Here is a 23,706-nt window from a genome sequence, read left to right on the forward strand (position 1 = left end):
CATGGCGCAGTTCTTTATTCGGCGGCCGGTGTTTGCCTGGGTGATCGCGATCATCATCATGCTGTGTGGCCTGATGTCGATCAACTCGCTGCCCATTTCGCAATACCCGGACGTTTCACCACCGCAGATCGCCATTTCGGCTACCTATCCGGGCGCTGATGCGGAAACCCTGGAAAACAGCGTGACGCAGGTTATTGAGCAGCAGCTCACCGGCCTGGACGGCCTGCTGTATTTCTCGTCGACCAGCAGTTCCGACGGTTCGGTGAGCATCAACGTGACCTTCGATCAGGGTACCGATCCGGACATCGCTCAGGTACAGGTGCAAAACAAGGTGCAGCAGGCGGAAAGCCGCTTGCCGTCTGAAGTCACCGCGCAAGGGGTAACGGTCAAGAAATCGCAGAGCAGCTTTTTGCTGATCGTCGGTCTGTACGATGAGACCGACAAGGCGACGATGGCCGATATCGCCGACTATCTGGTCAGTAACCTGCAAGACCCGTTGTCGCGCATTAACGGCGTGGGCGACGTGCAGGTGTTCGGCTCGGAATACGCCATGCGTATCTGGCTGAATCCGACCAGGCTGGCGTCCTATTCGCTGATGCCGTCGGATGTGGAGACGGCGATTGAGGCGCAGAACACCCAGGTTTCCGCGGGTAAGGTCGGCGATTTGCCGGCCGGCGACGATCAGCAACTGACCGCCACGGTCAAGGCGCAGTCACGGCTGCAAACGCCGGAGCAATTTCGCAATATCATCCTGAAAAGCGACAGCAGCGGGGCCCTGGTGCGCCTGGGCGACGTGGCGCGGGTTGAACTGGGCAATGAAGATTACTCTTCCAGCGCCCGCCTGAACGGCCACCCTGCGGCGGGTATTGCGGTCAAGCTGGCCGCAGGGGCCAATGCGCTCAACACCGCCAAACTGGTCAAAGCCAAGGTGGCGGAATACCAGTCATCCATGCCGGACGGCTACAAGGTCGCGTACCCGAAAGACAGCACCGACTTTATCAACATCTCGATTGAAGAAGTGGTGAAGACGCTGTTCGAAGCGGTGGTGCTGGTGGTGATCGTGATGTTCATCTTCCTGCAGAACCTGCGTACGACGCTGATCCCGACCATTACCGTGCCGGTGGTGCTGCTCGGCACCTTTGGCGTACTGGCAGTGTTCGGTTATTCGATCAACACCCTGACGCTGTTTGGCATGGTGCTGGCAATCGGGCTGTTGGTGGATGACGCCATCGTGGTGGTGGAGAACGTCGAGCGCGTGATGCGCGAAGAAAAACTGCCGCCGCGCGAAGCGACGGAAAAGTCGATGAAAGAGATCACCGGCGCATTGGTGGGCATTGCGATGGTGCTGTCTGCGGTATTCCTGCCGATGGCGTTCTTCGGCGGTTCCACCGGGGTGATCTACCGCCAGTTCTCCGTCACTATCGTCTCTTCCATGGCGCTTTCGGTGATCCTGGCGCTAACGCTGGCACCGGCGCTGTGCGCCACCTTGCTGAAACCCGCCCATGAGGAACTGACCGACAAAGGCCTGCTGGGCAAATTCAACCGGGGCTATGACCGGCTGCAGGCGAAGTATGCCGACAAGGTCGGCATGGTGATTCACCGCCCAATGCGTTATCTGCTGATGTACGGCCTGTTGCTGATAGCGGCCGCCGTCATGTATATGCGCCTGCCGACCGGTTTCCTGCCTAACGAAGATCAAGGGATGGTAATGGTGCAATATACGCTGCCGGCCGGTGCGACCGACGCCCGTACCTCAGTGGTCAGCGACGAGGTGAAGGATTACTTCCTCAACAATGAGAAAGCCAACGTCAATACCATCTTTACCATCAACGGCTTTGGTTTGAGCGGCAGCGGCCAGAACGCCGGCATGGCCTTCGTCAGCCTCAAGGACTGGAGCCAGCGCAGCGGCAGCGAGAACACCGCTGATGCGATTGCCAAGCGTGCGATGGGGCACTTTGCCAGTATCCGCGATGCCCAGGTGTTTTCGATGAGCCCGCCGTCGATCGACGGTTTTGGCCAGTCCAACGGGTTCACCTTCGAATTGCAGGCCAAAGGGGCAACGACCCGCGCGGAACTGCAGGCGATGCGTGACCAAATTGTTGCCGCCGCCGGTAAAAATCAGAACCTGATCGCCGTGCGCGCCAACACCTTGCCGGATACCCCGCAACTGCAGGTGGATATCGATAATGACAAACTGCAGGCGCTGGGCCTGAGCGCCGGCGACGTCAGCAGCACCCTCACCAGCTCTTTCGGCAGCACCTATGTCAACGACTTTATCGACCGCAACCGGGTGAAGAAAGTCTATATGCAGGGGGACGTGGAGTTCCGCTCCAAACCTGAGGATCTGGATAAATGGTTTGTGCGCGGCAGCTCAACCGGCACCAGTTCAGGCACGACCACGACCAGCATGACGCCGTTCTCGGCCTTTGCCTCATCCCGCTGGATCTACGGGCCGGAAAACCTGTCGCGTTATAACGGGCTTTCGTCCTTCGAAATCACCGGCGAAGGCGCTCCGGGCACCAGTTCCGGCACCGCGATGGATGAAATGGAAAAGCTGGCGGCGAAGTTCTCCGCAGGCAGCAGTTACTCCTGGAGCGGGCTTTCTTATCAGGAGCGTCTGACCAGCGGCCAGGCGGGATCGCTGTATGCCATCGCGCTATTGGTGGTGTTCCTGTGCCTGGCGGCGTTGTATGAGAGCTGGTCGATCCCGTTCGCGGTCATGATGGTGGTGCCGATGGGCGTGGTGGGCTCGCTGTTGGCGGTCACGCTGCGCGGTCTGGAAAACGACATCTACTTCCAGGTGGCGCTGTTGACCATTATTGGCCTGTCGGCCAAGAACGCCATTCTGATCGTGGAATTTGCCGAAGAGAAGTACCAGCACGGGGAAACGCTGATCGCCTCGGCGGTCGAAGCATCCCGTATGCGCTTGCGGCCCATCCTGATGACGTCGCTGGCGTTTACCGCCGGGGTGTTGCCGCTGGCGATTTCCACCGGTGCCGGCGCCAACAGCCGAATTGCCATTGGCACCGGGATTATCGGCGGCACCCTTACCGCGACACTATTGGCGATCTTCTTTGTTCCTTTGTTCTACGTTTTGGTTCGTCGGGTATTTGCACGTAAACCGGTCGTCGCCAAACAGGTAGAAAGCACCGCGCCACAGGCAGGAGAATAATGTGCTGCAACGTTTGATAACTCTGACATTCCCCCTGTTGCTGGCAGGCTGTATTTCACTGGATCCGGACTACCGACGGCCGCAGGCGCCGGTGCCGGCAAACCTGCCGCAAGGTGCCGCCTATGCTGCGCCGAGCGATAAGCTTTCGCTGAGCTATCCGGATATCCCGTGGCGCGATTATGTGGTGGATGCGCGGCTGCGGCAGGTGGTGGCGATGGGGCTGACCAGCAGTCGCGACCTGCGCGAAGCTATCGCCAACATTGAGTCGGCGCGGGCGTTATACGGTGAACAGCGTTCCGAACTGTTCCCTACCATCAACGCGGGCGTGGATGGCACTCGCTCACGCTCCCTGACCGGCAACGGCAATGCGACCGCGATCAGCCAGAGCTACGAAGCCAGCGCCGGCACCAGTTCATTTGAGTTGGATCTGTTCGGTAAAAACCGCAGCCTGTCGCGCGCAAAATTCGAGACCTATCTGGCGGAGTCGGAGGCGGCAAAAAGTACGCGCCTGACGCTGATCGCCGATATCGTCACCGACTGGGTGAACGTGGCGGCGGAACGCAGCCTGTTGACGGCCGCCCAAGATACGATGGAAAGCGCCAGGCTGTCGCTGGAAGTGACGCGTAAAAACCAGCAAAACGGCATTCTGTCGATGGTGGATGTGGCTTCGGCGGACACGGTTTATCAGCAGGCGCGCTCAGACGTCGCCAGCTACACCACCAGCGCCGCGCAGGCGAAAAACGCGCTGGATCTGGTGGTAGGGCGAAGCGTGCCTGAAAGCCTGTTGCCGAGCGGGATCGAGGCGCTGTCCGCTATCATGAAAGACATGCCGGCCAATGTGTCGTCGCAGGTGCTGCTGAACCGGCCGGACGTGCTGGAAGCCGAGCATAATCTGAAGTCGGCCAATGCCAGCATCGGCTCCGCGCGTGCGGCGTTCTTTCCGTCGATCAGCCTGACCGCCAGCGGCGGCGTGGGCAGCGGGGAGCTTTCGTCTCTGTTCAGCAAGGGCGCCGGCGTCTGGTCCTTTGCGCCGAGCATCAGCCTGCCGATTTTCACCGGCGGTTATAACACCTCGCAGCTCAACTACACCAAGGCGCAAAAGGATCTGTACGTCGCCACCTATGAGAAAACGGTGCAGACGGCGTTCCAGGAAACTGCCGATGCGCTGGCGCGCAAAGGCACCATTGGGGAGCAACTGGCGGCGCAAACCGGCTACGTAGCCGCTTCGCGGGAGTATTATCGCCTGGCAGAACTGCGTTATCGCCACGGCGTGGATACCTACCTGAACATGCTGGACGCGCAGCGGACACTGTACACCGCCCGCCAGTCGTTGATCGGCGCGCAGCAAACGCGGTACCAGAATCTGATTACGCTGTATAAGGTACTGGGTGGCGGTATTACGGCGGAGAAGCAGGGGGATAGCGTGATCGCCAATAGCACGATCCTGACCCGTTAAATTTATTCGCAATCAATAAACCGATTACGCAGGGAGAGAACTCCCTGCGTTTTTTATATTTATCCGACGAGAGGAATGTAAAGAAAAGGAAAATAGTCACGGCCCGCAGAACTCGCCCCAATAAGAAAGGTCAGAACAATATCGCATCTTTCCCGCGGCCAAATATATTGAGGTTGAAATGGACAGTGATATTCAGCAACAAGTGATTTCCGTTGTCGACAGATATAACGCGCCCGCCTTGCTTAAAAAGGGCATTGCCGTCACTCTGAATACCGAGATAAACAAAGAGCTTAACCTGACCTTGCCGATGTCTGAGACGCTGATGCGTGGCTATTTCGACACCTTCGGCATAGATAACAGCAGTTACAATCATGAGCTGTATTTCCGGCAGGAAACAAAGTCGGGAATATTATTCTCCGGGTCGCCTCGCCGCATGAATAACTGGGATCTGGAGATGGAAAGGATCCGGCCACTGTATGTTTACATGCTGGTACGATCCGCCCGGGCTAAACGCTGGCTTTATGATATCCATTTTCTGATTGAACAATTAAAATGATGCGAAACCGGTGCGGATAACATAACGCATTATTTTCTGCTCCCGGACGCTAAATTAACGCCAGCGGAAAAGAGAACTTCTTATGAATACCCTATGGCTTTCAAGTTGCAGCTAGGCGCCCAGCTCGTTCATCCGCAGGAGCTTACTCCGGTAAGTGACTGGGGTGAACGCGTGCAGGTAACAACGCTGCAGCTTGAAAGACGACGGGTATAGAGGCAGCATCAGAATAGATGCCTTGTGCTGTTGGCCCGCATGTCCGATTGCGGGCCTTTTTTACGCCGGTTTTAGTGTTCCAACACCTCGGCAAATTTCGCCAACCACTGCGGATGTGCCGGCCAGGCCGGCGCGGTCACCAGATTGCCGTCAACGTGAGCCTGATCGATACCAATATCCGCATAATGCCCGCCGGCTAACTGCACTTCAGGGGCGCAGGCCGGGTAGGCGCTGCAGGTTCTGCCTTTCAACACGTTGGCGGCGGCCAGCAGTTGCGGGCCGTGGCAGACGGCGGCTATCGGTTTGCGTGCGGCGTCAAAAGCCTGCACCAACTTGATCACCTGCGGGTTCAGGCGCAAATATTCGGGCGCTCTGCCGCCGGGGATCAGCAGGGCGTCATAATCCTCCTCCCGTGCGGCGGCAAAATCGGCATTCAGGATAAAGCGGTGGCCGGGTTTTTCACTGTAGGTCTGCGCACCGTCAAAATCATGGATCGCCGTCATGATGTAGTCGCCTTTGACTTTATCGGGGCAGACTGCGTCCACCTGGTGACCAATCATCTGCAATGCCTGAAACGGCACCATGGTTTCGTAATCTTCGGCATAGTCGCCGACCAGCATCAGGATCTTTTTCTTGCTCATGAGGAGGTTCTCCGGAGGGGGAAAGGATCCCTAACATATAGCTTATAGGGGCAGGGAACGCGAACCCATGTCAGGCTTTTTGATACCGCCGCGATCCAGAGGACAGCACATATAGATGATGGTCATAATCAAATGGATTGACTTCTTAGATTGTGATCATCATGATTAGTGACGGCAACTTCCGAACAACCTGGCGAAGGAAAAACATGACTAATCAAACGTTATTTCAACCCTATACCCTTGGCTCAATCACGCTCGCCAACCGCATTGTGATGGCGCCGTTAACGCGCAATCGTGCGAGCACAGGTTTGGTGCCCAGCGAACTGGCGGCGACGTACTACGCGCAGCGAGCCACCGCAGGTCTGTTGATTACCGAGGCCACGCAGATCTCGGCGCAGGCGCAGGGCTATCAGGATACGCCGGGGATCTATACGCATGCGCAAATCGAGGGGTGGCGCAAAGTGACTGATGCGGTACATGCCGAAGGCGGGCGAATCTTCGTACAATTATGGCACGTGGGCCGTGTATCCCATGTCGACTTGCAGCCTGACGGCGCAGCGCCAGTCGCACCATCAGCCATCAGAGCCGAGACCAAGACCTTTGTGAACAACGGTTTCTCTGACGTTTCTGAACCGCGCGCGCTTGAAACAGAAGAGATAAAGCAAATTATCGACGATTTCCGACAGGCTGCAGCCAATGCAATAGCCGCGGGGTTCGACGGTGTAGAGATTCATGGTGCGAATGGCTACCTGTTGGAGCAATTCCTCAAGGATGGTGCGAATCAGCGCACTGATATTTACGGCGGTTCCATTGAAAATCGTGCGCGACTGCTGTTGGAAGTCACGGCTGCCGTGACAGGGGAGATCGGCGCTGAGCGGACTGGCGTCCGCATTTCACCCGTTTCACCCGCCAATGCCATTACGAGCAGCGATCCGCAGGGGCAATATGATTACCTCGTCGATCAACTCAACACATTAGGCATCGTCTACCTTCATGTGGTCGAAGGGGCAACGGGCGGCCCTCGTGACGCAGTGCCCTTTGATTACGATTCTCTGCGCCGACGCTTTAAAAATACCTATATCGGCAACAATGGCTATGACCTGGCTTTGGCTGCGGCCCAACTTGCCGAAGGCAAGGCCGATCTGTTCGCTTTCGGGCGGCCCTTCATCGCTAACCCCGATTTGGTGGAAAGGTTGAAGAAGGACGCGCCTCTGGCCGCATTCATCCCAGAAACGCTCTATGGCGGCGGCGCAGAGGGATACACCGATTATCCGCCACTGTAATTCCCCCGAATAATGCCGTTGGCGGCAGCACGACAATATACGCCGCACAAGCGCGGTATCTGTTTAATTATCAATGTGGAAACTAACGCTATGACAACATCTTCAGTTCTTATTACCGGCGCCTCTACCGGCATTGGCGCAGTTTACGCCGAGCGCTTCGCGCGCCGTGGCCACGACCTTGTGCTGGTCGCTCGCGACAAGGCAAAGCTTGATACCCTTGCCGATCGTTTGCAAAAAGAACACGGCATTTCCGTCGATGTGCTGCCTGCCGACCTGACCCAATCCAGCGATTTGGCCAAGGTAGAAACACGCCTTCGCGAGGACACTCAGATAGGCATTCTTATCAATAACGCGGGCATCGCGCAGTCTGGCAATTTTATCGAGCAGACGCCAGACTCGATAGAGCAACTCATCGCACTCAACACGACCGCCCTGACGCGCCTTTCCTGCGCGGTGGCGCCACGGTTTGCGCAAGCGGGTGAAGGTTCGATCGTCAACATCAGCTCTGTGGTGGGGTTGGCACCGGAATTTGCCATGTCTGTCTATGGCGCAACCAAGGCTTTCGTCCTGTTCTTGTCTCAGGGCATGAATATTGAGCTGTCGCCGAAGGGGGTTTATGTTCAGGCCGTACTGCCTGCCGGAACCTATACGGAAATTTGGGAACGTGCCGGCATCGACCTCAGCACATTGCCAAAAATGATGGAGGTGGGGGAGTTGGTCGACGCCGCGCTGGTCGGCTTTGATCGCCGTGAACTCGTCACCATCCCGCCGCTGCACAACGCAGCACGCTGGGATGCGCTCGATACCGCGCGCCAGGCTCTGTTGTCCGACATAAAGCAAGATGAAGCCGCAGAGCGGTATAAAACCATCTAGCAAAATAACGACTCTCTGCAGAACAATATCAAACTGCCTTGCAGGTTGTTCAGCAGAGAGTTAAACCCTTCCACTGCGGGTACAAGCCTCATGAAAGTGAAGTGAATGCATTTATCAGCAAGCGTAACGCGGGGAATAACAGATGAAAAATAAAACGATGAAAGCGCTCACCTTCAAACGATATGGCAAATCACCTGAAATAGATTTCACCGAGGTCGCTTGCCCTGCACTGAAAGCCGATGAAATCCTGGTTAAAGTCTATGCCGCCGGCCTGAACCCGATCGACAACATGATCCCAACCGGAATATTTAAAGCCGTACTCTCTTTCCAGCTTCCTGCCACCCTGGGTAGCGATTTGTCGGGTGTCGTCACCGAGGTTGGCAGCCGCGTGACACGCTTCAAGCCCGGCGATGCCGTCTTCGCCAGCATTTTCGATCTGGGGGCGGGGTCTCTCGCCGAATTTGCCGTAGTACCCGAAAGCGCGGCGGCAATGAAACCGGCAAATCTGGACTTCGTGCAGGCGGCTTCGCTGCCGATGGTTGCTCTCACTTCCTGGCAGGCACTGAAAGAGCGCGCCAGACTTCAACCTGGCCAGAAGGTGTTCATCCCCGCAGGCTCCGGTGGTATTGGCACCTTTGCGATACAGTTGGCAAAATCCCTTGGCGCAACGGTAGGAACGACCACCAGTACGAGCAACGTGGAATGGGTGAGCCGCCTGGGTGCAGACGAAGTGGTTGACTACAAGCAGCAAGAATTCGAAAAAGTGTTAAGTGGTTACGATGTGGTTCTTGGCACTCTCAGGGGCGATACCCTTGAAAAATCCGTCAGTATCCTCAAGCCTGGCGGCAGTATCGTCTCTCTCATCGGCCCCCTGGATGCGGCGTTCGCCCGAGCCCGGCGGCTAAACCTCTTCCTGACGCTGGTCTTCGGGTTAATGAGCCGCAAGATAATGCGACTGTCGAAAAAACGAGACGTTACCTACTCATTTCTGTTCGTCCATCCTGATGGCGATCAGCTCACCGAGATCGGCAAATTGCTCGAAACCGAGCGTATCAAGCCAGTGATCGACAAGGTATTTCTGTTTGAGGAAGCAAAGAGTGCGCTTGCCTACCTCGCTCAGGGGCGGGCGAAAGGCAAAGTGGTCATCAAAATGAATGAATCTATCTAGTGAGCAATCAGGGAAAGATAATGAGCGCTATTGCCGATGATCGGCACTTTAAAAGGCTTTTGCACTGAGTGGGAAGGGAGAATATCCCGGCCCACAAAGCAGGCCGGGAAGTACAGAACATCGACTCAGGTATTAACCTGGGTAAATGCCACGCTCTTTACGTGCGGTCAGGATGCGTTCACAGGCGACGATATAAGCCGCCGTACGCAGGCTGCATGTTTTCTCTTCGGCCTTGTTCCAGACGTGAACCATAGCGTCGGTCATGATCTTGTCCATACGCTCGTTGATTTCGCTCTCGCTCCAGAAGTAGCTGGCCATATCCTGTACCCACTCGAAGTAACTGACGGTCACGCCGCCGGCGTTACAGATAACGTCAGGCACTACGGTGATATTGCGTGAGCGCAGCACGTCGTCCGCATCCGGATAGGTAGGGCCGTTAGCGCCTTCCAGTACCAGCTTGGCGCTCAGGATTTCTGCGCGTTGGCGGGTGATCTGGCCTTCCAGTGCCGCAGGGATCAGGATATCCATGTCGACCGACCAGAAAGCTTCGCTTTCGATCTCTTTGGCACCAGGGAAGCCCGCGATCTGCTTGTTCTTGGTCTGCCATTCGGTCAGCGCGGCCAGATCGATGCCGTCCGGGTTGAACAGGGTAGCTGAGTGGTCCTGAATCACCACTACGCGGGCACCGACGCCAACGAACAGGCGCGCAGCCTCGCTGCCTACGTTACCAAAGCCCTGCACCGCGACTTTGGCCCCTTCAATTTCAACGCCGAGACGTTTGGCCACTTCGCTACCGGTGACGAACACGCCGCGGCCGGTGGCTTTTTCACGGCCCAGAGAACCGCCGAGGTGAATAGGCTTGCCGGTGACCACTCCGGTGATAGTGGTGCCCTGATTCATGGAATAGGTATCCATCATCCAGGCCATGACTTTCGAGTTGGTGCCGACGTCCGGCGCAGGAATATCTTTCTGCGGCCCGATGATAAAACCGATTTCGCTGGTGTAGCGGCGGGTCAGTCGCTCCAGCTCGCCTTCAGACAGTTTGAAAGGATCGACGCGGATACCGCCTTTGGCGCCGCCGTACGGCAGGTTGACCGCCGCACATTTGATGGTCATCCATGCTGACAATGCCATGACTTCATCGAGATCAACATCCGGATGGTAACGGATGCCGCCTTTGCCCGGGCCGCGCGACAGGTTGTGCTGAACGCGGAAACCTTCGAAGTGGCGGATAGAACCGTCGTCCATCTGCAATGGGATGTCGACAATCAGCGCACGCTTGGGATGACGCAGGGTATCAACCCAACGAGACAGGTCACCGAGGTAGGGTGCAACGCGGTCGATTTGTTGCAAGTAGGTGGCCCAGGCCGTTGTGCTGCTTTCTGAAGCGTAGGATAGCTTTTCCATAACCAACCTTTTTTTATCTAGGTATTTATTTTGTTTAACCGTGGATTACTAAGTGCATAACACTTTTGCGACGCTAAATTTACCATTAAACCTGTCGGTTGTTAGCCCCCCCTGATCGGGCTGCAGGCCGGTTTCCAATGGGTTTTGACGGGTGAAAATGAATAGTTAATTACTTTTGTCAGGAGGTTACGGGAGGTATTCATGCTTTATGCACAAAAAACGCATAAACCCTGCCTTTATCTATTTGTCAGAAGCTTGAATGTGATCAAAAAGTTTCATTTTATTTAAGCATCGTGTTGACAATGCCGTTTCCTGACGGCGGCGGGGAATTCATGTTAAAACGGCCTGATATCGTGTTTTTATTAAACGAAACCGGCGTCAACTGGCTGATATATTGAAAATCTTATGCCATTAACAGACTGCATATACAAAATGTGGGCGACCGCGCAGTTCGAAATGTCGTTTTATGATGTGCAGCAACATTCACTTCTCGTTAACAAAAGGGCTGGTGGCATTTTGCCGCTTCGGACTCAAAATGTGCTGTCAACGCAGCGGTGAATCAAGGAGCAAGCGGCAGCAGGGCGGCCGCTCTCCCGCTCGGCATTCCACAGCAAGTAAGGTATGCTAAGCGGCTGACCAGATGATGAAAATCGGCAAAAGTCATCATGCTTATCGCTACGGAGAAACGGCAGAGTGCTGAAACCCACGTCCCAACTTGAATTATTGCAGTCGATCGCCGACGGCATCGCAGCCCTGTTTTTCCCTAATGTGGAAGTGGTGATACACGATCTGTCGACCAACCAAGTCGCCTACCTCGCCAATAACCTGTCGAAACGCAAACCGGGTGACGATGCCGGCCTGGACGATTTTGATATCAACAGCGGCACGCCGGTCACCGGCCCTTATGAAAAGCTCAACTGGGACGGCAAAAAAATGCGCTCGGTGAGCATTCCCGCCCGCGATGAACAGGGCAATCCGAGCTATCTGCTGTGCGTCAACCTGAGCACCGGCATGTTTGAGGACGCCAGAAATGCGCTGGACATGTTCTTGTCGGTGACGCGTCTGCAACCGCAGCCGCAGCAGCTGTTCAAGGATGACTGGCAAGAGAAGATCAATACCTTCCTGCATGAGTGGATCCGCCTTCAGAACACGTCGCTGTCATCATTGAGCCGTGAGCAAAAAAAGCAATTGGTGATCGATCTCTATAATGAGGGTGCTTTCAAAGCCAAAAGCGCCGCCGATTATATCGCCAACGTGTTATCCCTGGGGCGCGCGACGGTCTACAAATACCTGAAAGAACTGAAAAAAGGCGAGGGTGCCGCCTAAGCCCCAGTCAGAGTAGCCACCGGCGCGGCTAAAGGGTCTTGCGGTAATTTTCCTTCAGGATATCGACCAGAGCCATAAAGGCCGGCGAACCGTGGCGGCGATGGGGATAATAAAGATGGTATCCCTGAAAATACGGGCACCATTCAGAGAGAATTTCCGTCAGTTGCCCGCTCTGGAGATAAGGGGCTACCAGGTAATCGGGCAGGTAAGCAATGCCGATACCCGCCAGCACGGCGTCTAACTGATGCACCGTGCTGTTTGCCGTGAATTGCCCCTTAACCTTTACGCTGAACTGACGTTTACCTTTTTCAAACTCCCAGGCATAAACACCGCTGGTAATTGAATGGCGGATATTGATGCAGTTATGCCGGATAAGATCGTTCGGGGTTTGCGGGGCGGCATATTGTTGGAAATAAGCGGGCGTCGCCACCACGCACAATCGCCAGTCCCGGCTGATCCTTACCGCCACCATGTCCTTGTCAATAGATTCGCCCAGGCGTATGCCGGCATCAAAGCGCTCCTGAACGATATTGGTAAAGCCGTAATCGATACCGATTTCAATATTGATCTCAGGGTATTTTTTCAAAAAATCTGCCAGCACAGGCCGGATAAGGTACTGAACGGAATCATCGGCACCCGTCAGGCGTATCGTCCCGGTCGGTGTGTTCCTCATCGCCCCCAACTTTTCCAGCTCATCGCTTATCTGCTCGAATAAGGGCCCCAGGCTACGCATCAGCATTTCACCTTCTTCGGTCGGGGCCACGCTGCGGGTGGTTCGGGTCAGCAAGCGATACCCCAGTTTTTCCTCCAGCGTTTTGATCGTGTGGCTCAGGGCCGAAGGGGTGACGCCAATCTCCGCCGCCGCTTTGGTAAAGCTCTGCAATCTGGCGATGCACAGAAAGGCTTTGAGATCATCCACTTTGCTTCTCCTCTGGGGCTGGGTTCAGGCTTTGATGGGGCAGGTGCCTGAGTGCGTATCATCTTATCCAAATGCAGGCTGAGGGAAAAGTATTAATGAATTTTACTCACAAAAGCGTAAAGATTTCTGGCATTAATTGTTCTAATCATTATTGCTATATTGACTGCGTCGACAAGCCCTTTACATCAACTTGAAATGAGTCGTTCAAATAAATGACCCGCGTTCAGGTTTGAGTTTTTATTCCCCGATTTATTTAAACGAACACCGAAGAAATTAACTTCACTATTTCAACCGAGAGTAATCAGATGAAAAAAATAGCGTTATCTCTGGCCCTGCTGGTCAGTTCATTCACCTCTATGGCAGCCGATATGTCGAACGGCGCAAATAACTTTTACCGGAGCGATAAGGTAACGACGCAAAAGGTCACCTTTAACAATCAATTCAAAATGAAGATTGTAGGGAACCTGTACATGCCCAAAAATCGGCAGCAGGGCACCCACTATCCTGCGATAGTCATTGGCCACCCGATGGGGGCGGTGAAGGAGCAGAGCTCGAACCTTTATGCGCAGAAGCTCGCTGAGCAAGGGTTTGTCACGCTGGCTATCGATCAGTCTTTCTGGGGCGAGAGTGACGGGCAACCCCGTAACGTCGTGGCGCCAGACCTTTATGCAGAAGCGTTCAGCGCAGCGGTTGACTACCTGAGAACCCAACCGTGGGTTGATAAAGAACAGATTGGCGTGCTGGGCATTTGCGGAAGCGGCAGCTTCGTCATCAGCGCCGCGAAAATCGACTCGCGCATCAAAGCCGTTGCGACGGTCAGTATGTATGATATGGGTGCGGCAGTACGCAATGGACTTAAACATTCGCAAACGCTGGAACAGAGAAAGCAGATGATCGCAGCGGCATCCGCACAGCGTGATGTGGAGTTCGCGGGCGGAAAAACCGAATACGTCAGTGGTACCGTGCATGAATTGACAGCGGACACGCCGGCTATCCAGCGTGAGTTCTATGACTATTACCGCACGCCGCGCGGTGAATTCACCCCTAAGGGTTCGTCGCCGACGCTGACTACCCATCCGACGCTGACCAGTATCGTCAAGTTCCTGAACTTCTATCCGTTCAACGACATTGAGACGATCTCTCCTCGTCCGATGCTGTTCATCACGGGTTCTGAAGCGCACTCGCGCGAGTTCAGCGAAGAGGCCTATAAACTGGCCGGCCAACCGAAAGAACTGGTCATCGTGCCGGGTGCCGGCCATGTGGATCTGTATGACCGTACCGACCTGATCCCGTTCGCCAAGCTGGCTTCCTTCTTCCACAGCAATCTGAAGTAAGCGTTTCGTCTCCGCAACCTCAGGCCGCGCATTGGCGCGGTCTTCAACCTGAGCTTAACAGCGCGGAGAAGACGTCGACTATGAAAAACATGCCATGGGAAAGACCTCTATGCGGGTTAGCCAATATGCAGCCCTACTTTTTATGCTGCCGGCAGTCGGCACATTACAAGCAGCCCAAGACAGTTCCGAGAACCAGAGAGGAGCCGCTACACGGCAGGTAAAAATGCATGATATTCGGATAGCCATAGGTTCCACCTATCTAACGGCGACGCTTGAGGATAATCCGACGGCGCGGAGCTTCGTCAAGCTGCTGCCACTCACCATAACGCTTAAAGACTACGGTGATGCGGAGAAAATCAGCGGCGCGCTGCCACATCGCCTTTCGCAAGACGCGGCCCCCGAGTCTGCTGCCGGCGCCACCGGGGACATTGCTTATTATGCCCCGTGGGGGAACATTGCTTTTTACCGAGGCCACGGACCTGAAGCCGCAGGGGTGATCAAAATTGGCAAAATCACTTCAGGCATTGAGGCTCTTAATCAACCGGGAAGCATGCGCGTAACAATCTCCCCAGGGAATTGAAAAGGGTGTTTGTCAGAGTCAATCTGACTTGTATTTGACTGCGTTCGCTCATCTTGCCTCACAATATGCCTGTTGTTTTACGGGACATTTTCATTTCGGAGTAACCCATGACCACCTCAACCCGATCCTCGTCAAGAAGCTCTCTGGCGAGTGCCGTCGGTTCAATGGCGCTGTGCGTGGCACTGCTGATCGCCTCAGAGTTTATGCCTGTCAGCCTGCTGACGCCTATCGCCGGCGATCTGCATACTACGCAGGGCATGGCGGGGCAGGCAATTTCCATCTCAGGTCTGTTTGCCGTATTGGCCAGCTTGTTTATCGGCCCGATAGCAGGCCGTTTTGATCGCCGCTATGTATTGATGAGCATGACGGTGCTTATGCTGCTGTCGCTGATTTTGATCGCTCTGGCACCCAGCTTTTCCTTGTTAATGGTCGCCCGCGCACTGCTGGGTTTGGCCGTGGGCGGTTTCTGGTCGCTGGCTACCGCCACGGTGATCCGGCTGGTTCCTGCGCACCTGGTGCCCAAAGCACTCGGCACCATTTACATGGGTAATGCGGTCGCCACCGCGTTCGCGGCACCGATTGGTGCCTATTTGGGTGGGCACTTCGGATGGCGCTGGGTGTTTGCAGGCCTGATTCCCCTGGTCTTGATCAACCTCGTCTGGCAGGCGAAAAGCCTGCCGTCGATGCCGCCGCAGGCTACCATTCCGGTCACACGCCTGTTCGGTTTGCTCAAACGCCGCTATGTCGCCATAGGTATGCTTGCGGTCATGCTGACCTTTGCCGGTGCTTTTGCCGCATTCACCTATTTCCGTCCCTTTCTGGAAGGCGCGACAGGTGTTGACTCAGACAAACTTTCCTTGCTGTTGTTGTGCCTGGGGGCCGCAGGTTTCGCCGGCACGCATTTTGCCAGCGTCATGCTGCAGCGCAATCATCTGTATCGGCTGCTGGTTTGGTTGCCGGTCGGCCTGGCGGTGGTGACCCTCGGCATGGTCGGTACGGGCCATGTATTTGCAGGCGTCGCGGTGATGATGGTCGGATGGGGCATGCTGAACGCGGCCATTCCGGTGTGCTGGTCTACCTGGCTTGCCAGGGAGATTAATGACGAACCGGAGAGCGGCGGCGGCCTGATGGTGGCGTCCATTCAATTAGCCATCATGTTGGGCGGGGCTTTCGGCGGGCACTTGTTGGATTCCATCGGCGTAGCCGCGCCGTTGATCGGCGGTGCAGTTTTGCTGATGCTGGCGGCATGGGTGATAGGAAACGGACAGCGCCTGCAACGACCAGCCCAGGAGGGTTGATTCGTATTCTTGATTTTGTAGCTTTCCCTGATATGGTTGTATTATACAACCATATTAAAGAGGCTATTATGCCAATCGCCGAACGCCGTCTGTATTTACATCCCATCAGGGATGCCTCGCGCCATCTGGTGCGTGAGCTGGGTTTTATGGGCAGCACTTTGGCGGGGACTGACTTGCCGCCGTCCGCCGTGCATGCGTTGATCGAAATAGGCGATAGGCAGGTTGATACCGCCGCACAACTGTGTACGGTGCTCAATCTGGAAAAATCCAGCGTCAGCCGCATGCTGAACAAATTAATCAAGGCGGGAGAACTGGCTACGCAACCCGGCGAGCGTGACGCGCGGGAGAGAATTCTGCGGCTGACGGAACAAGGGCGGCAAACGTTGGCGGGGATTAATAGTTTTGCCGAACGGCAGGTGCTGAATGCGTTGGACATTCTGCCGGCGGCAGCCTGCGCCGACATTGCCGCCGGTTTGCAAACCTATGCTGCCGCATTGCGCGCCCACCGGGCCGGAGAGGCAGCGCCGGTACCGGAGACAGAGATTGTCAGTGGTTACCGCCCCGGTTTTGTCGCCAGAACGCTGGAAATGCATATGCAGTATTATTCGCGGACGGTTGGGTTCGGCGCATTTTTTGAATCTACGGTGGGTACGGCACTGGCCGATCTCGCCGGGCGCCTGTCTCATCCGCTGAACGAGACCTGGTCCGCGCTCAGCGGCGGCCGAATTGTCGGTTCGGTTTCCATCGACGGCGAGTCACTGGGCGATAACCGCGCTCATTTGCGTGCCTTTATCATTGACGACAGCCTGCGCGGCAGCGGTGTAGGCCGGAAATTGCTGAACCGGGCGGTGGCTTTTTGCGATGAACGCGGGTTTCGTGAAACGCACCTGTGGACGTTCAAAGGGCTGGATGCAGCCCGCCATCTGTATGAAAGCCTCGGCTTTGTCCTGGCAGAAGAGCAGCAGGGTGAACAGTGGGGCCAACCAATGACTGAGCAATTATTTATTCGTCCGCATGGCTGACCGCTTCAGGGCGGTGAGTTTCCCCCCAGGCACACATCATATCGATGACCGGGATCAGCGTGCGTCCACGCTCCGAGAGGCTGTATTCGACCTTGGGCGGGATCTGCGGGTACTCCTTTCTGATGACGATGCCGTCTCTTTCCAGCTCTTTTAACGTCGAACTTAGCGTTTTATAAGAAATGGTGCCGATGCAGCGCTGTAATTCGTTGAAGCGTAATACCGGCTTATATTGTGCCAGCCAGTACATAATAATCATTTTGTATTTCCCGCTGATCACCGACAGCGTATAGCCGTATCCGGTCTGTTCGAGGTCGATGCCCGTTGGGCTGCAGATATCTTCAAGGTTCATTTGATACTTTCCTAAAGGTTAGTATATGTAGTCAGTGTGCGTATTTTACATTAGGAAAGCATAGCATATGATGCCCCGGTGAACTCATTGAAAGGGGAAGTCTGAATGAAAACGCTGGTGGTGGTCGCTCATCCTGATATCGAAAACTCGATGATAAATAAAGCCTGGCTGACCGAACTGAGGAAATATCCCGATATTTATACCATTCATGAATTATATAAAGCCTATCCAGACTGGCGAATTGATGTCGAAAAAGAGCAGCAACTGATTGAACAACATGAAAAAATCGTTCTGCAGTTTCCAGTGTTCTGGTTCAGTTCGCCGCCGCTCCTGAAGAAGTGGCTGGATGATGTATTTACCTACGGCTGGGCCTATGGTTCGAGCAGTGGTTATAAGATGAAAGATCGCAAGATTGCACTGGCCGTCACGGCAGGGATCAGCGAGAAGGGGTACTCGCAGGAGGGCAGATATAAGTACTCACTGGATGAAATTTTGCGGCCTTTTGAAATCACGGTTAACTATGTGCAGGCAAAATACGGTTCATTCCATGCATTCTACGGCAAGGAAAATACCCCGGACGCCGAAGTTGAACAATTAAATCATCATGATATTGAACGCAGCGCGTCGGAGTATCGAGCCTTTATCGCCAATCTGAACTAACCCTGTACCGCGCGCGCCGTATTGGTATTCAATGGCGCGCGCGGAAGAGTTATTGATTATCGCTGCTATGCACAGTGAACCCCGAGCGGCCTGGCGCGATATGCTCTTTCAGAGACAGCTCAGGGATATGGTATTCCCCGGCATTTTGCCGCCGGAACGGAATAGGCGGGGTATCCCACAGGCTGTCCAAACGTTGGCCGAGTACCTCACAGGCCGCGGCAAACCGCGCTGTGTCGATCTTGTCGGTTCGGTAGATAACGAACGGCGGCAATATGTCAAAACCGGGATAATGCAAAATCCCATGCTGGATCGGGAATAAAATGTCATCGATAGGGCCGTTGATACCGCGCGGGCCGTAATGCGTTTCCCAACCGCCGGCGGTGACCATCAGCATGGCGCGCTTGCCGGCCAGCGTACCTTCGCCATAACGATCGCCCCAGTGAGTATCGGAGTGTTCCCCTACGCCATAGGCAAAACCGTAGGCGTAAACCCGTTCCACCCAGCCTTTGAGGATCGCCGGCATCGAAAACCACCACAGAGGGAATTGCAGGATCACCGCATCGGCCCACAGCAGTTTTTGCTGTTCGAGTTCAATGTCTTTGCTTTGCAACCCATCGGCAAATGCACGTTGGGAATCGTGCACAGGATCGAACCGTTCACCCGTTTGTTTTGCCGTGCTGTCATCCGCGTCGAGCACGGCTTTCCACTGCATGGCGTAAAGGTCGGACACCTGAACGGTATGCCCGGCATCCTCCAGCCGCTTGATTGAAAAATCTCTTAGCGAACCGTTCAGTGACTGCGGTTCTGGGTGTGCGTAAACGAGAAGAGCATTCATGGTAGACCTCCGTTGCAAGATAAAAGCAGGGTAGGTTTTTGTCAGGTATATTAGAAATGAATTTCCAACATTCCAGGTATTGCCATGACTAATCTCAGACGACTGGATCTCAATTTGCTGGTGACGCTGGATGCCTTGCTCGCCGAACATAATGTGACGCGAGCGGCGCAACGCCTTAATTTCTCTCAGCCCTCGGTTAGCGTGCATCTCGCCAAGTTGAGGGAGATTTTTGGCGACCCGCTGTTGCTGCCAGGGCCACGAGGCATGCGGCCTACCGCACGTGCCGAGGCGCTACGCGAGCCTTTGCGGCAGGCGCTTGAGGCGCTGGAACAAGCGGTGGCGCCAGCGAGCCCTTTTGATCCCGCCAGCGCCGGCAATACCTGGCGGGTGGCCGCTTCCGACTATGGTGAATCGACCATCATCTTGCCCGCCTTGATTAGCCTGCGTTCTGTGGCACCGGGCACCCGGTTGGCGGTCTTCGAAGCCGTGCCCGCTCGCCTCGCCCGGCAGGCGGAGCAAGGGGAAATTGATCTTGCTTTTCATACGCATGAAGGATCGCCAGAGAATCTGCGCCGGCGTACCCTGTTTAGCGAACGTTACGTCCTGGCAGGCCGCGCCGGTCATCCTCAACTGGCGGTAACCCCTACGCTGGAACAGTTCTGCCGGCTGGAGCACGTGGTGGTATCGCCGGACGGCGGGGGATTTTTCGGCAATACGGACAGCGTATTGTCGGAGGCCGGCCTGCAACGCCGGGTGGTGCTCTCGGTTCCTCATTTCCTGTTTATCATGTCTGTTCTGGCCAGTTCCGATCTGGTGGCCATGCTGCCTTGGCGGCTGGTGCGCAATAACCGGGCGCTGCAAGTGGTTGAAGCGCCCATTGAGGTCCCCGGATTCGAAATGGCCATGCTGTGGCACGAACGATCCCACCGCGATCCGGCGCATCAATGGCTGCGTGAACATATCGTCGCGGCAGTGAGCTAACGGATGCCAGCCGGCTTCTGGGATAATTCACTAAATCTAACTTTGAATATCAATAGCACTTTTTTGCGGCCATCCAACACAGAGAACTGAGGCACAGATTCGTAATCAGCACTTTCCGGTTTAAGGTCCGGACGCCGTCGCGGTATTCTGGCGATAGTTTTCTTACCGCTGGAACCTTCTCTATGAAACGTCATCTTCTGATACTGGTTGAACTTGCGCATGAACATCATGCCAGCCTTGAGCTGGCTGGTTTTACCGTCCATGCCGCCAGTTCGGTAGCGGCATGGAGGGCACAAAAAGCAAGGGTCGATGTACAGGCGGTGCTGACCAACGGTTCCATTGGGCTCAGCACAGACGAAATATCCGCACTGCCGGCGCTTGAAATCATCTGCGCCCTCGGCGCGGGCTACGAGAATATCGACCTCACTGCCGCACAGGCGCGGGGGATTGTCGTGACGCATGGCCCCGGTACCAATGATGCTTCGGTTGCTGACCACGCGTTAACACTGCTGATGGCTATTGCCCGTGGGATCCCGCAGGCCGATGCGGCCGTTCGCCGCGGGGAATGGAAGCAAGCACGGCAACCGCGCCCGATGGTTTTCGGCAAAAAACTGGGGATCCTCGGCCTCGGTAACATTGGTATGCAGATTGCCCAGCGCGGGGCCAGGGGTTTTGAGATGCCCGTGGCTTACCACAACCGCAAGCCGCGTAACGACACGCCTTATCGCTATTGTTCAAGCCCGGTCGCCCTGGCCGAATGGGCTGATTTTTTGGTGATCGCAACCCCAGGCGGCGGGCAAACCAGCCACATCGTTAACGCGGAGGTGCTTGATGCTCTGGGCCCAAACGGATTTCTGATCAACATTGCGCGCGGTAGCGTGGTGGATACCCCGGCGCTTATCAACGCCCTGCAACATCAGCGCATCGCCGGTGCAGCTCTTGATGTAGTCGAGGGGGAACCTACCGTGCCGCCGGAACTTGTGCGGTTAACCAACGTTATTTTAACGCCGCATATCGCCGGGCGGTCTCCCGAAGCCATTGACGCAACGGTCCAGTTGGTTATTGATAATCTGTTGGCACATTTCCTGGCAGAACCGCTACTTACGCAGGTGATTTCAGGTGACAACGTCACTTAGCGAAGGCGTTTGCAGCATTTAAACGACGTATTTTGGTGAAATCTACAGGCCCAAAATTGCTGAAAGAACAAAAGGTGAACGCGTTGAATACAAATATTTATGGTCAGCCAGTTGGCTTTTCCTTACCTGAGTGGCAGCCGGTATCTCTCCCAGACCATAGCCCGCTTAACGGTCAATACTGCAATCTCTTGCCCCTTGAGATAAGCCACTGCGAAGGCTTATTCCATGCATTTTCTCTGGCAGAGGATGACAGAGACTGGACCTGGCTTGGCGCAGAAAGACCGGTCTGTTTACAGGAAATGATGTCTTGGCTTAAGAATAAAATCGAAGACAGCAGCCTTGTTTCATGGGCCGTGACGGACGTAAAAAGTGCCGCTCCGGTTGGGGTTGTCTGCTTTAGCAATATGGATACGGTTAACGGTGCGCTGGAAATTGGGCATGTCACTTGGTCACCGCTGATGCAAAGAACTGCCATGGGAACTGAGGCCATTTACTTATTGCTGAATAACGCCTTTTCTCTGGGTTATCGTCGCGTTGTATGGCGTTGTGATTCACTGAATGAAGCTTCAAGGAAGGCAGCCGAGAGAATGGGGTTTATATTTGAAGGGAGATTTCGTCAAGCCATGACCCGTAAACAACGTAACCGTGATACCGATTGGTTGTCTGTTATAGATACTGAATGGCCGGTCATTGAGCAGTCTCTTGTTGGCTGGCTTTCACCTGAAAATTTCACTGAAGACGGCGTACAGAAGCTTAGGCTTGAGACGTTTTTTCGAAACAACAAATCTTGAAGACGCGTCCTTAATCGGGTGCCGAGTATGATTTTTACCGGTAAATATTGGCGCATTCTGTAAGGTCAGAGGTGCCAATCTTTCTCAGATTTCACGTAGCGCGATCAAAAAGAAGAGGGCAAATGACTCATTTTGCGGCCGCGAAGATCATCAGTTTATACGAACAGCATGCTGAAGCCTGGAAAAGGTTGCGGACAACCGATCTGTTTGAACGGCCTTGGCTGGACAGATTCCTGAATCTGGTACCGACAAATGCAAGGCTCCTGGATATCGGTTGTGGTAATGGAACACCGATCGCTGAATATTTCATTCAACAGGGTTTTGGCATAATGGGGATTGATAGCTCAGGATCGATGATTGACTCATGCCTGAAGACATTTCCGTATCAGCAGTGGCGAGTGGCAGACATGCGGGAATTGGCACTGGATGAAACCTTTGGCGGGCTGATTGCCTGGGACAGTTTTTTTCATCTTACTCGTAATGACCAACGTCAGATGTTCAAAGTTTTTCGCAAGCATGCTGGCAGCAAAGCAGGATTAATGTTTACCAGTGGCCCAAGTGATGGCGAAGCGATTGGCACATTTGAAGGCGAGCCATTGTATCATTCGAGCCTGGCGCCGGCTGAGTATCGGCAGTTACTGCATGAAAATGGCTTTCGCGTTGTGAAGATGGTCTTAGAAGATCCTGAATGCCAAGGACGAACAGTGTGGCTAGCGCAAAGCACGATCTGAGGCAGAATGCGGATAAGGTCATGACAAAGGCCAAAACCTCAGAATCTACGTATCCTTACCTAGGTGCGCATAATGTATATTATGTTAAATTGCATTAAGGGATACGCACCGGACTATTCCTTTAGGCTCTATCTCTCCTCACCTTCAGTCTTTGCCGGCTTCTTTCGCAGAATTTGCTCAGGCGTATCCATCCTTGCCCATTGTCCTGGTGTAAACATTCAGGTCTCACTCATCGATCGCCGTGTCCTGATGAAAAAGCGTTTGCCAATGACCGCTGCCTTCTAATGAAGACAACAACCAGATTGACGAACGCGTTATGCGGCGAGCCACCTTGCCGTCTGCATCAAGTTGAAAACTTTTAAATCTCAGCAACGCTCTCGTCAATCATCGTCAGCGTGAACTCCTCGGCAAAAATCTGCGGATGGCCAGTTTCCATTTTCCAGTTCGGCAACTGTTTACCGTTTTGTCATAGCGTTGTTCCAAACGACTGGTTTATTCAAAATCGTCATGCAGTCATTCGTCGACGATATCTGCATTGTTACGCGTCGCCTGCACTCGGGGCTGGACCTCCAATGATTGAAGCACGGGCAAGAAACCGGTGGAATTGGTCAAAATGCCCTTCTTTTTTTGATCGCGCTACGTGAAATCTGAAATGAATTAGCTGCCATGGCTTTGCAGATTTCGCCAAAACGCACCGTTAAATAACCCCCTTAATCAGCCGATACATCAGTACTTCCTCACTGTAACCCTATCGGCATTCTTTCATACTCTGGGTTCTTCGCTGTAGCTCGCAGAATCCTGACTGCTTCTGGCCAGCTCTCCTCGTAAAGTATGTCGAAAACCTCAGGGAGCGGTTTTCAAGGTGTTCAAGCGAAATGCCAGAGCATCATCCGCGTCACCTTCAGTTAATTGCCTAAATAATATGGAGTTATTCACTTGGTTATCTGGCCTGTCATTTAACATAACTAGTGACAT

21 protein-coding genes are annotated in these 23,706 nt (G+C 54.6%); 16 read left to right on the top strand and 5 right to left on the bottom strand.

Features of this window, described 5'->3' with window-relative positions:
* The first annotated feature begins 1 nt into the window (after position 1).
* From D4100_RS01675 to D4100_RS01685, 3 genes are all read left to right on the top strand, one after another.
* Positions 2–3,172, top strand: a complete 3,171-nt coding sequence (locus D4100_RS01675; protein WP_119802744.1) for an efflux RND transporter permease subunit — start codon at positions 2–4, stop codon at positions 3,170–3,172.
* Between the two features lies 1 nt (position 3,173).
* Positions 3,174–4,628 (top strand): efflux transporter outer membrane subunit, encoded by a 1,455-nt coding sequence (locus tag D4100_RS01680; RefSeq protein ID WP_119802746.1) that lies wholly within the window; start codon positions 3,174–3,176, stop codon positions 4,626–4,628.
* A gap of 178 nt (positions 4,629–4,806) precedes the next feature.
* Positions 4,807–5,184: a DUF1493 family protein gene (locus D4100_RS01685; protein WP_006321931.1), complete on the top strand. Its 378-nt coding sequence runs from the start codon at positions 4,807–4,809 to the stop codon at positions 5,182–5,184.
* Positions 5,185–5,468: 284 nt separating this feature from the next.
* On the opposite strand, the gene D4100_RS01690 is transcribed toward D4100_RS01685, so the two are convergent.
* Positions 5,469–6,038: a DJ-1/PfpI family protein gene (locus tag D4100_RS01690; RefSeq protein WP_119802748.1), complete on the bottom strand. Its 570-nt coding sequence runs from the start codon at positions 6,036–6,038 to the stop codon at positions 5,469–5,471.
* A 206-nt stretch (positions 6,039–6,244) separates the two neighbouring features.
* Between D4100_RS01690 and D4100_RS01695 the strand changes: the two genes are divergently transcribed.
* The 3 genes from D4100_RS01695 to D4100_RS01705 all read left to right on the top strand — a co-directional run bounded on the left by D4100_RS01695 (position 6,245) and on the right by D4100_RS01705 (position 9,362).
* A complete protein-coding gene (locus D4100_RS01695; RefSeq protein ID WP_119802750.1) occupies positions 6,245–7,321 on the top strand; it encodes an alkene reductase in 1,077 nt (358 codons plus the stop codon).
* Positions 7,322–7,411: 90 nt separating this feature from the next.
* Positions 7,412–8,194 carry an SDR family NAD(P)-dependent oxidoreductase gene (locus tag D4100_RS01700; protein WP_119802752.1) on the top strand — a complete coding sequence of 261 codons (783 nt, stop codon included), beginning with the start codon at positions 7,412–7,414 and terminating at the stop codon, positions 8,192–8,194.
* Positions 8,195–8,336: 142 nt separating this feature from the next.
* Positions 8,337–9,362 carry an NADP-dependent oxidoreductase gene (locus D4100_RS01705; RefSeq protein ID WP_119802754.1) on the top strand — a complete coding sequence of 342 codons (1,026 nt, stop codon included), beginning with the start codon at positions 8,337–8,339 and terminating at the stop codon, positions 9,360–9,362.
* A 132-nt stretch (positions 9,363–9,494) separates the two neighbouring features.
* Here D4100_RS01705 and D4100_RS01710 read toward each other — a convergent pair whose 3' ends face one another.
* On the bottom strand, positions 9,495–10,769 hold the full coding sequence (locus D4100_RS01710; protein WP_006321922.1) for a Glu/Leu/Phe/Val family dehydrogenase: 1,275 nt from the start codon (positions 10,767–10,769) through the stop codon (positions 9,495–9,497).
* A 693-nt stretch (positions 10,770–11,462) separates the two neighbouring features.
* On the opposite strand from D4100_RS01710, the gene D4100_RS01715 reads away from it, so the two are divergent.
* A complete protein-coding gene (locus D4100_RS01715) occupies positions 11,463–12,095 on the top strand; it encodes a helix-turn-helix transcriptional regulator (RefSeq protein ID WP_119802756.1) in 633 nt (210 codons plus the stop codon).
* Between the two features lie 28 nt (positions 12,096–12,123).
* Here D4100_RS01715 and D4100_RS01720 read toward each other — a convergent pair whose 3' ends face one another.
* On the bottom strand, positions 12,124–13,014 hold the full coding sequence (locus D4100_RS01720) for a LysR family transcriptional regulator (protein WP_119802758.1): 891 nt from the start codon (positions 13,012–13,014) through the stop codon (positions 12,124–12,126).
* Positions 13,015–13,319: 305 nt separating this feature from the next.
* Here D4100_RS01720 and D4100_RS01725 point away from each other — a divergent pair, with 305 nt between their 5' ends.
* From D4100_RS01725 to D4100_RS01740, 4 genes are all read left to right on the top strand, one after another.
* The gene (locus D4100_RS01725; RefSeq protein ID WP_006321919.1) at positions 13,320–14,348 is read left to right on the top strand and encodes an alpha/beta hydrolase; all 1,029 of its coding nucleotides are present in this window, start codon (positions 13,320–13,322) and stop codon (positions 14,346–14,348) included.
* Positions 14,349–14,442: 94 nt separating this feature from the next.
* Positions 14,443–14,928, top strand: a complete 486-nt coding sequence (locus tag D4100_RS01730; protein WP_119802760.1) for a cyclophilin-like fold protein — start codon at positions 14,443–14,445, stop codon at positions 14,926–14,928.
* Between the two features lie 107 nt (positions 14,929–15,035).
* On the top strand, positions 15,036–16,226 hold the full coding sequence (locus tag D4100_RS01735) for an MFS transporter (RefSeq protein WP_081304025.1): 1,191 nt from the start codon (positions 15,036–15,038) through the stop codon (positions 16,224–16,226).
* Positions 16,227–16,294: 68 nt separating this feature from the next.
* The gene (locus D4100_RS01740) at positions 16,295–17,248 is read left to right on the top strand and encodes a bifunctional helix-turn-helix transcriptional regulator/GNAT family N-acetyltransferase (RefSeq protein WP_119802762.1); all 954 of its coding nucleotides are present in this window, start codon (positions 16,295–16,297) and stop codon (positions 17,246–17,248) included.
* On the opposite strand, the gene D4100_RS01745 is transcribed toward D4100_RS01740, so the two are convergent.
* Positions 17,229–17,597, bottom strand: coding sequence for a winged helix-turn-helix transcriptional regulator (locus D4100_RS01745; RefSeq protein WP_006321911.1), 369 nt, complete (start codon positions 17,595–17,597; stop codon positions 17,229–17,231). The two genes, D4100_RS01740 and D4100_RS01745, sit on opposite strands and share 20 nt — an antisense overlap.
* A 105-nt stretch (positions 17,598–17,702) precedes the next feature.
* On the opposite strand from D4100_RS01745, the gene D4100_RS01750 reads away from it, so the two are divergent.
* Positions 17,703–18,257, top strand: a complete 555-nt coding sequence (locus D4100_RS01750; RefSeq protein WP_006321899.1) for an NAD(P)H-dependent oxidoreductase — start codon at positions 17,703–17,705, stop codon at positions 18,255–18,257.
* 49 nt (positions 18,258–18,306) lie between these two features.
* Here the strand turns inward: D4100_RS01750 and D4100_RS01755 are convergent, their stop codons facing one another.
* Positions 18,307–19,092 (bottom strand): NAD(P)H-dependent oxidoreductase, encoded by a 786-nt coding sequence (locus tag D4100_RS01755; protein WP_006321898.1) that lies wholly within the window; start codon positions 19,090–19,092, stop codon positions 18,307–18,309.
* A gap of 84 nt (positions 19,093–19,176) precedes the next feature.
* Here D4100_RS01755 and D4100_RS01760 point away from each other — a divergent pair, with 84 nt between their 5' ends.
* The 4 genes from D4100_RS01760 (at position 19,177) to D4100_RS01775 (ending at position 22,731) form a co-directional block, all read left to right on the top strand.
* Positions 19,177–20,073, top strand: coding sequence for a LysR family transcriptional regulator (locus D4100_RS01760; protein WP_119802764.1), 897 nt, complete (start codon positions 19,177–19,179; stop codon positions 20,071–20,073).
* A gap of 182 nt (positions 20,074–20,255) precedes the next feature.
* The gene (locus tag D4100_RS01765; RefSeq protein ID WP_119802766.1) at positions 20,256–21,209 is read left to right on the top strand and encodes a 2-hydroxyacid dehydrogenase; all 954 of its coding nucleotides are present in this window, start codon (positions 20,256–20,258) and stop codon (positions 21,207–21,209) included.
* Between the two features lie 83 nt (positions 21,210–21,292).
* On the top strand, positions 21,293–22,000 hold the full coding sequence (locus D4100_RS01770) for a GNAT family N-acetyltransferase (protein WP_119804093.1): 708 nt from the start codon (positions 21,293–21,295) through the stop codon (positions 21,998–22,000).
* A gap of 122 nt (positions 22,001–22,122) precedes the next feature.
* Positions 22,123–22,731, top strand: a complete 609-nt coding sequence (locus D4100_RS01775) for a class I SAM-dependent DNA methyltransferase (protein ID WP_119802768.1) — start codon at positions 22,123–22,125, stop codon at positions 22,729–22,731.
* Positions 22,732–23,706 lie beyond the last annotated feature (975 nt).

The sequence above is a fragment of the Serratia inhibens genome (assembly GCF_003591175.1).
Lineage (GTDB): Bacteria > Pseudomonadota > Gammaproteobacteria > Enterobacterales > Enterobacteriaceae > Serratia > Serratia inhibens.

Bases quoted from the DNA above. Each gene is read 5' to 3' on its own strand.
- D4100_RS01675 (WP_119802744.1), top strand. From the start codon at position 2: ATGGCGCAGTTCTTTATTCGGCGGCCGGTGTTTGCCTGGGTGATCGCG.
- D4100_RS01685 (WP_006321931.1), top strand. From the start codon at position 4,807: ATGGACAGTGATATTCAGCAACAAGTGATTTCCGTTGTCGACAGATAT.
- D4100_RS01690 (WP_119802748.1), bottom strand. From the start codon at position 6,038: ATGAGCAAGAAAAAGATCCTGATGCTGGTCGGCGACTATGCCGAAGAT.
- D4100_RS01695 (WP_119802750.1), top strand. From the start codon at position 6,245: ATGACTAATCAAACGTTATTTCAACCCTATACCCTTGGCTCAATCACG.
- D4100_RS01700 (WP_119802752.1), top strand. From the start codon at position 7,412: ATGACAACATCTTCAGTTCTTATTACCGGCGCCTCTACCGGCATTGGC.
- D4100_RS01705 (WP_119802754.1), top strand. From the start codon at position 8,337: ATGAAAAATAAAACGATGAAAGCGCTCACCTTCAAACGATATGGCAAA.
- D4100_RS01710 (WP_006321922.1), bottom strand. From the start codon at position 10,769: ATGGAAAAGCTATCCTACGCTTCAGAAAGCAGCACAACGGCCTGGGCC.
- D4100_RS01725 (WP_006321919.1), top strand. From the start codon at position 13,320: ATGAAAAAAATAGCGTTATCTCTGGCCCTGCTGGTCAGTTCATTCACC.
- D4100_RS01730 (WP_119802760.1), top strand. From the start codon at position 14,443: ATGGGAAAGACCTCTATGCGGGTTAGCCAATATGCAGCCCTACTTTTT.
- D4100_RS01735 (WP_081304025.1), top strand. From the start codon at position 15,036: ATGACCACCTCAACCCGATCCTCGTCAAGAAGCTCTCTGGCGAGTGCC.
- D4100_RS01740 (WP_119802762.1), top strand. From the start codon at position 16,295: ATGCCAATCGCCGAACGCCGTCTGTATTTACATCCCATCAGGGATGCC.
- D4100_RS01745 (WP_006321911.1), bottom strand. From the start codon at position 17,597: ATGAACCTTGAAGATATCTGCAGCCCAACGGGCATCGACCTCGAACAG.
- D4100_RS01750 (WP_006321899.1), top strand. From the start codon at position 17,703: ATGAAAACGCTGGTGGTGGTCGCTCATCCTGATATCGAAAACTCGATG.
- D4100_RS01755 (WP_006321898.1), bottom strand. From the start codon at position 19,092: ATGAATGCTCTTCTCGTTTACGCACACCCAGAACCGCAGTCACTGAAC.
- D4100_RS01760 (WP_119802764.1), top strand. From the start codon at position 19,177: ATGACTAATCTCAGACGACTGGATCTCAATTTGCTGGTGACGCTGGAT.
- D4100_RS01765 (WP_119802766.1), top strand. From the start codon at position 20,256: ATGAAACGTCATCTTCTGATACTGGTTGAACTTGCGCATGAACATCAT.
- D4100_RS01775 (WP_119802768.1), top strand. From the start codon at position 22,123: ATGACTCATTTTGCGGCCGCGAAGATCATCAGTTTATACGAACAGCAT.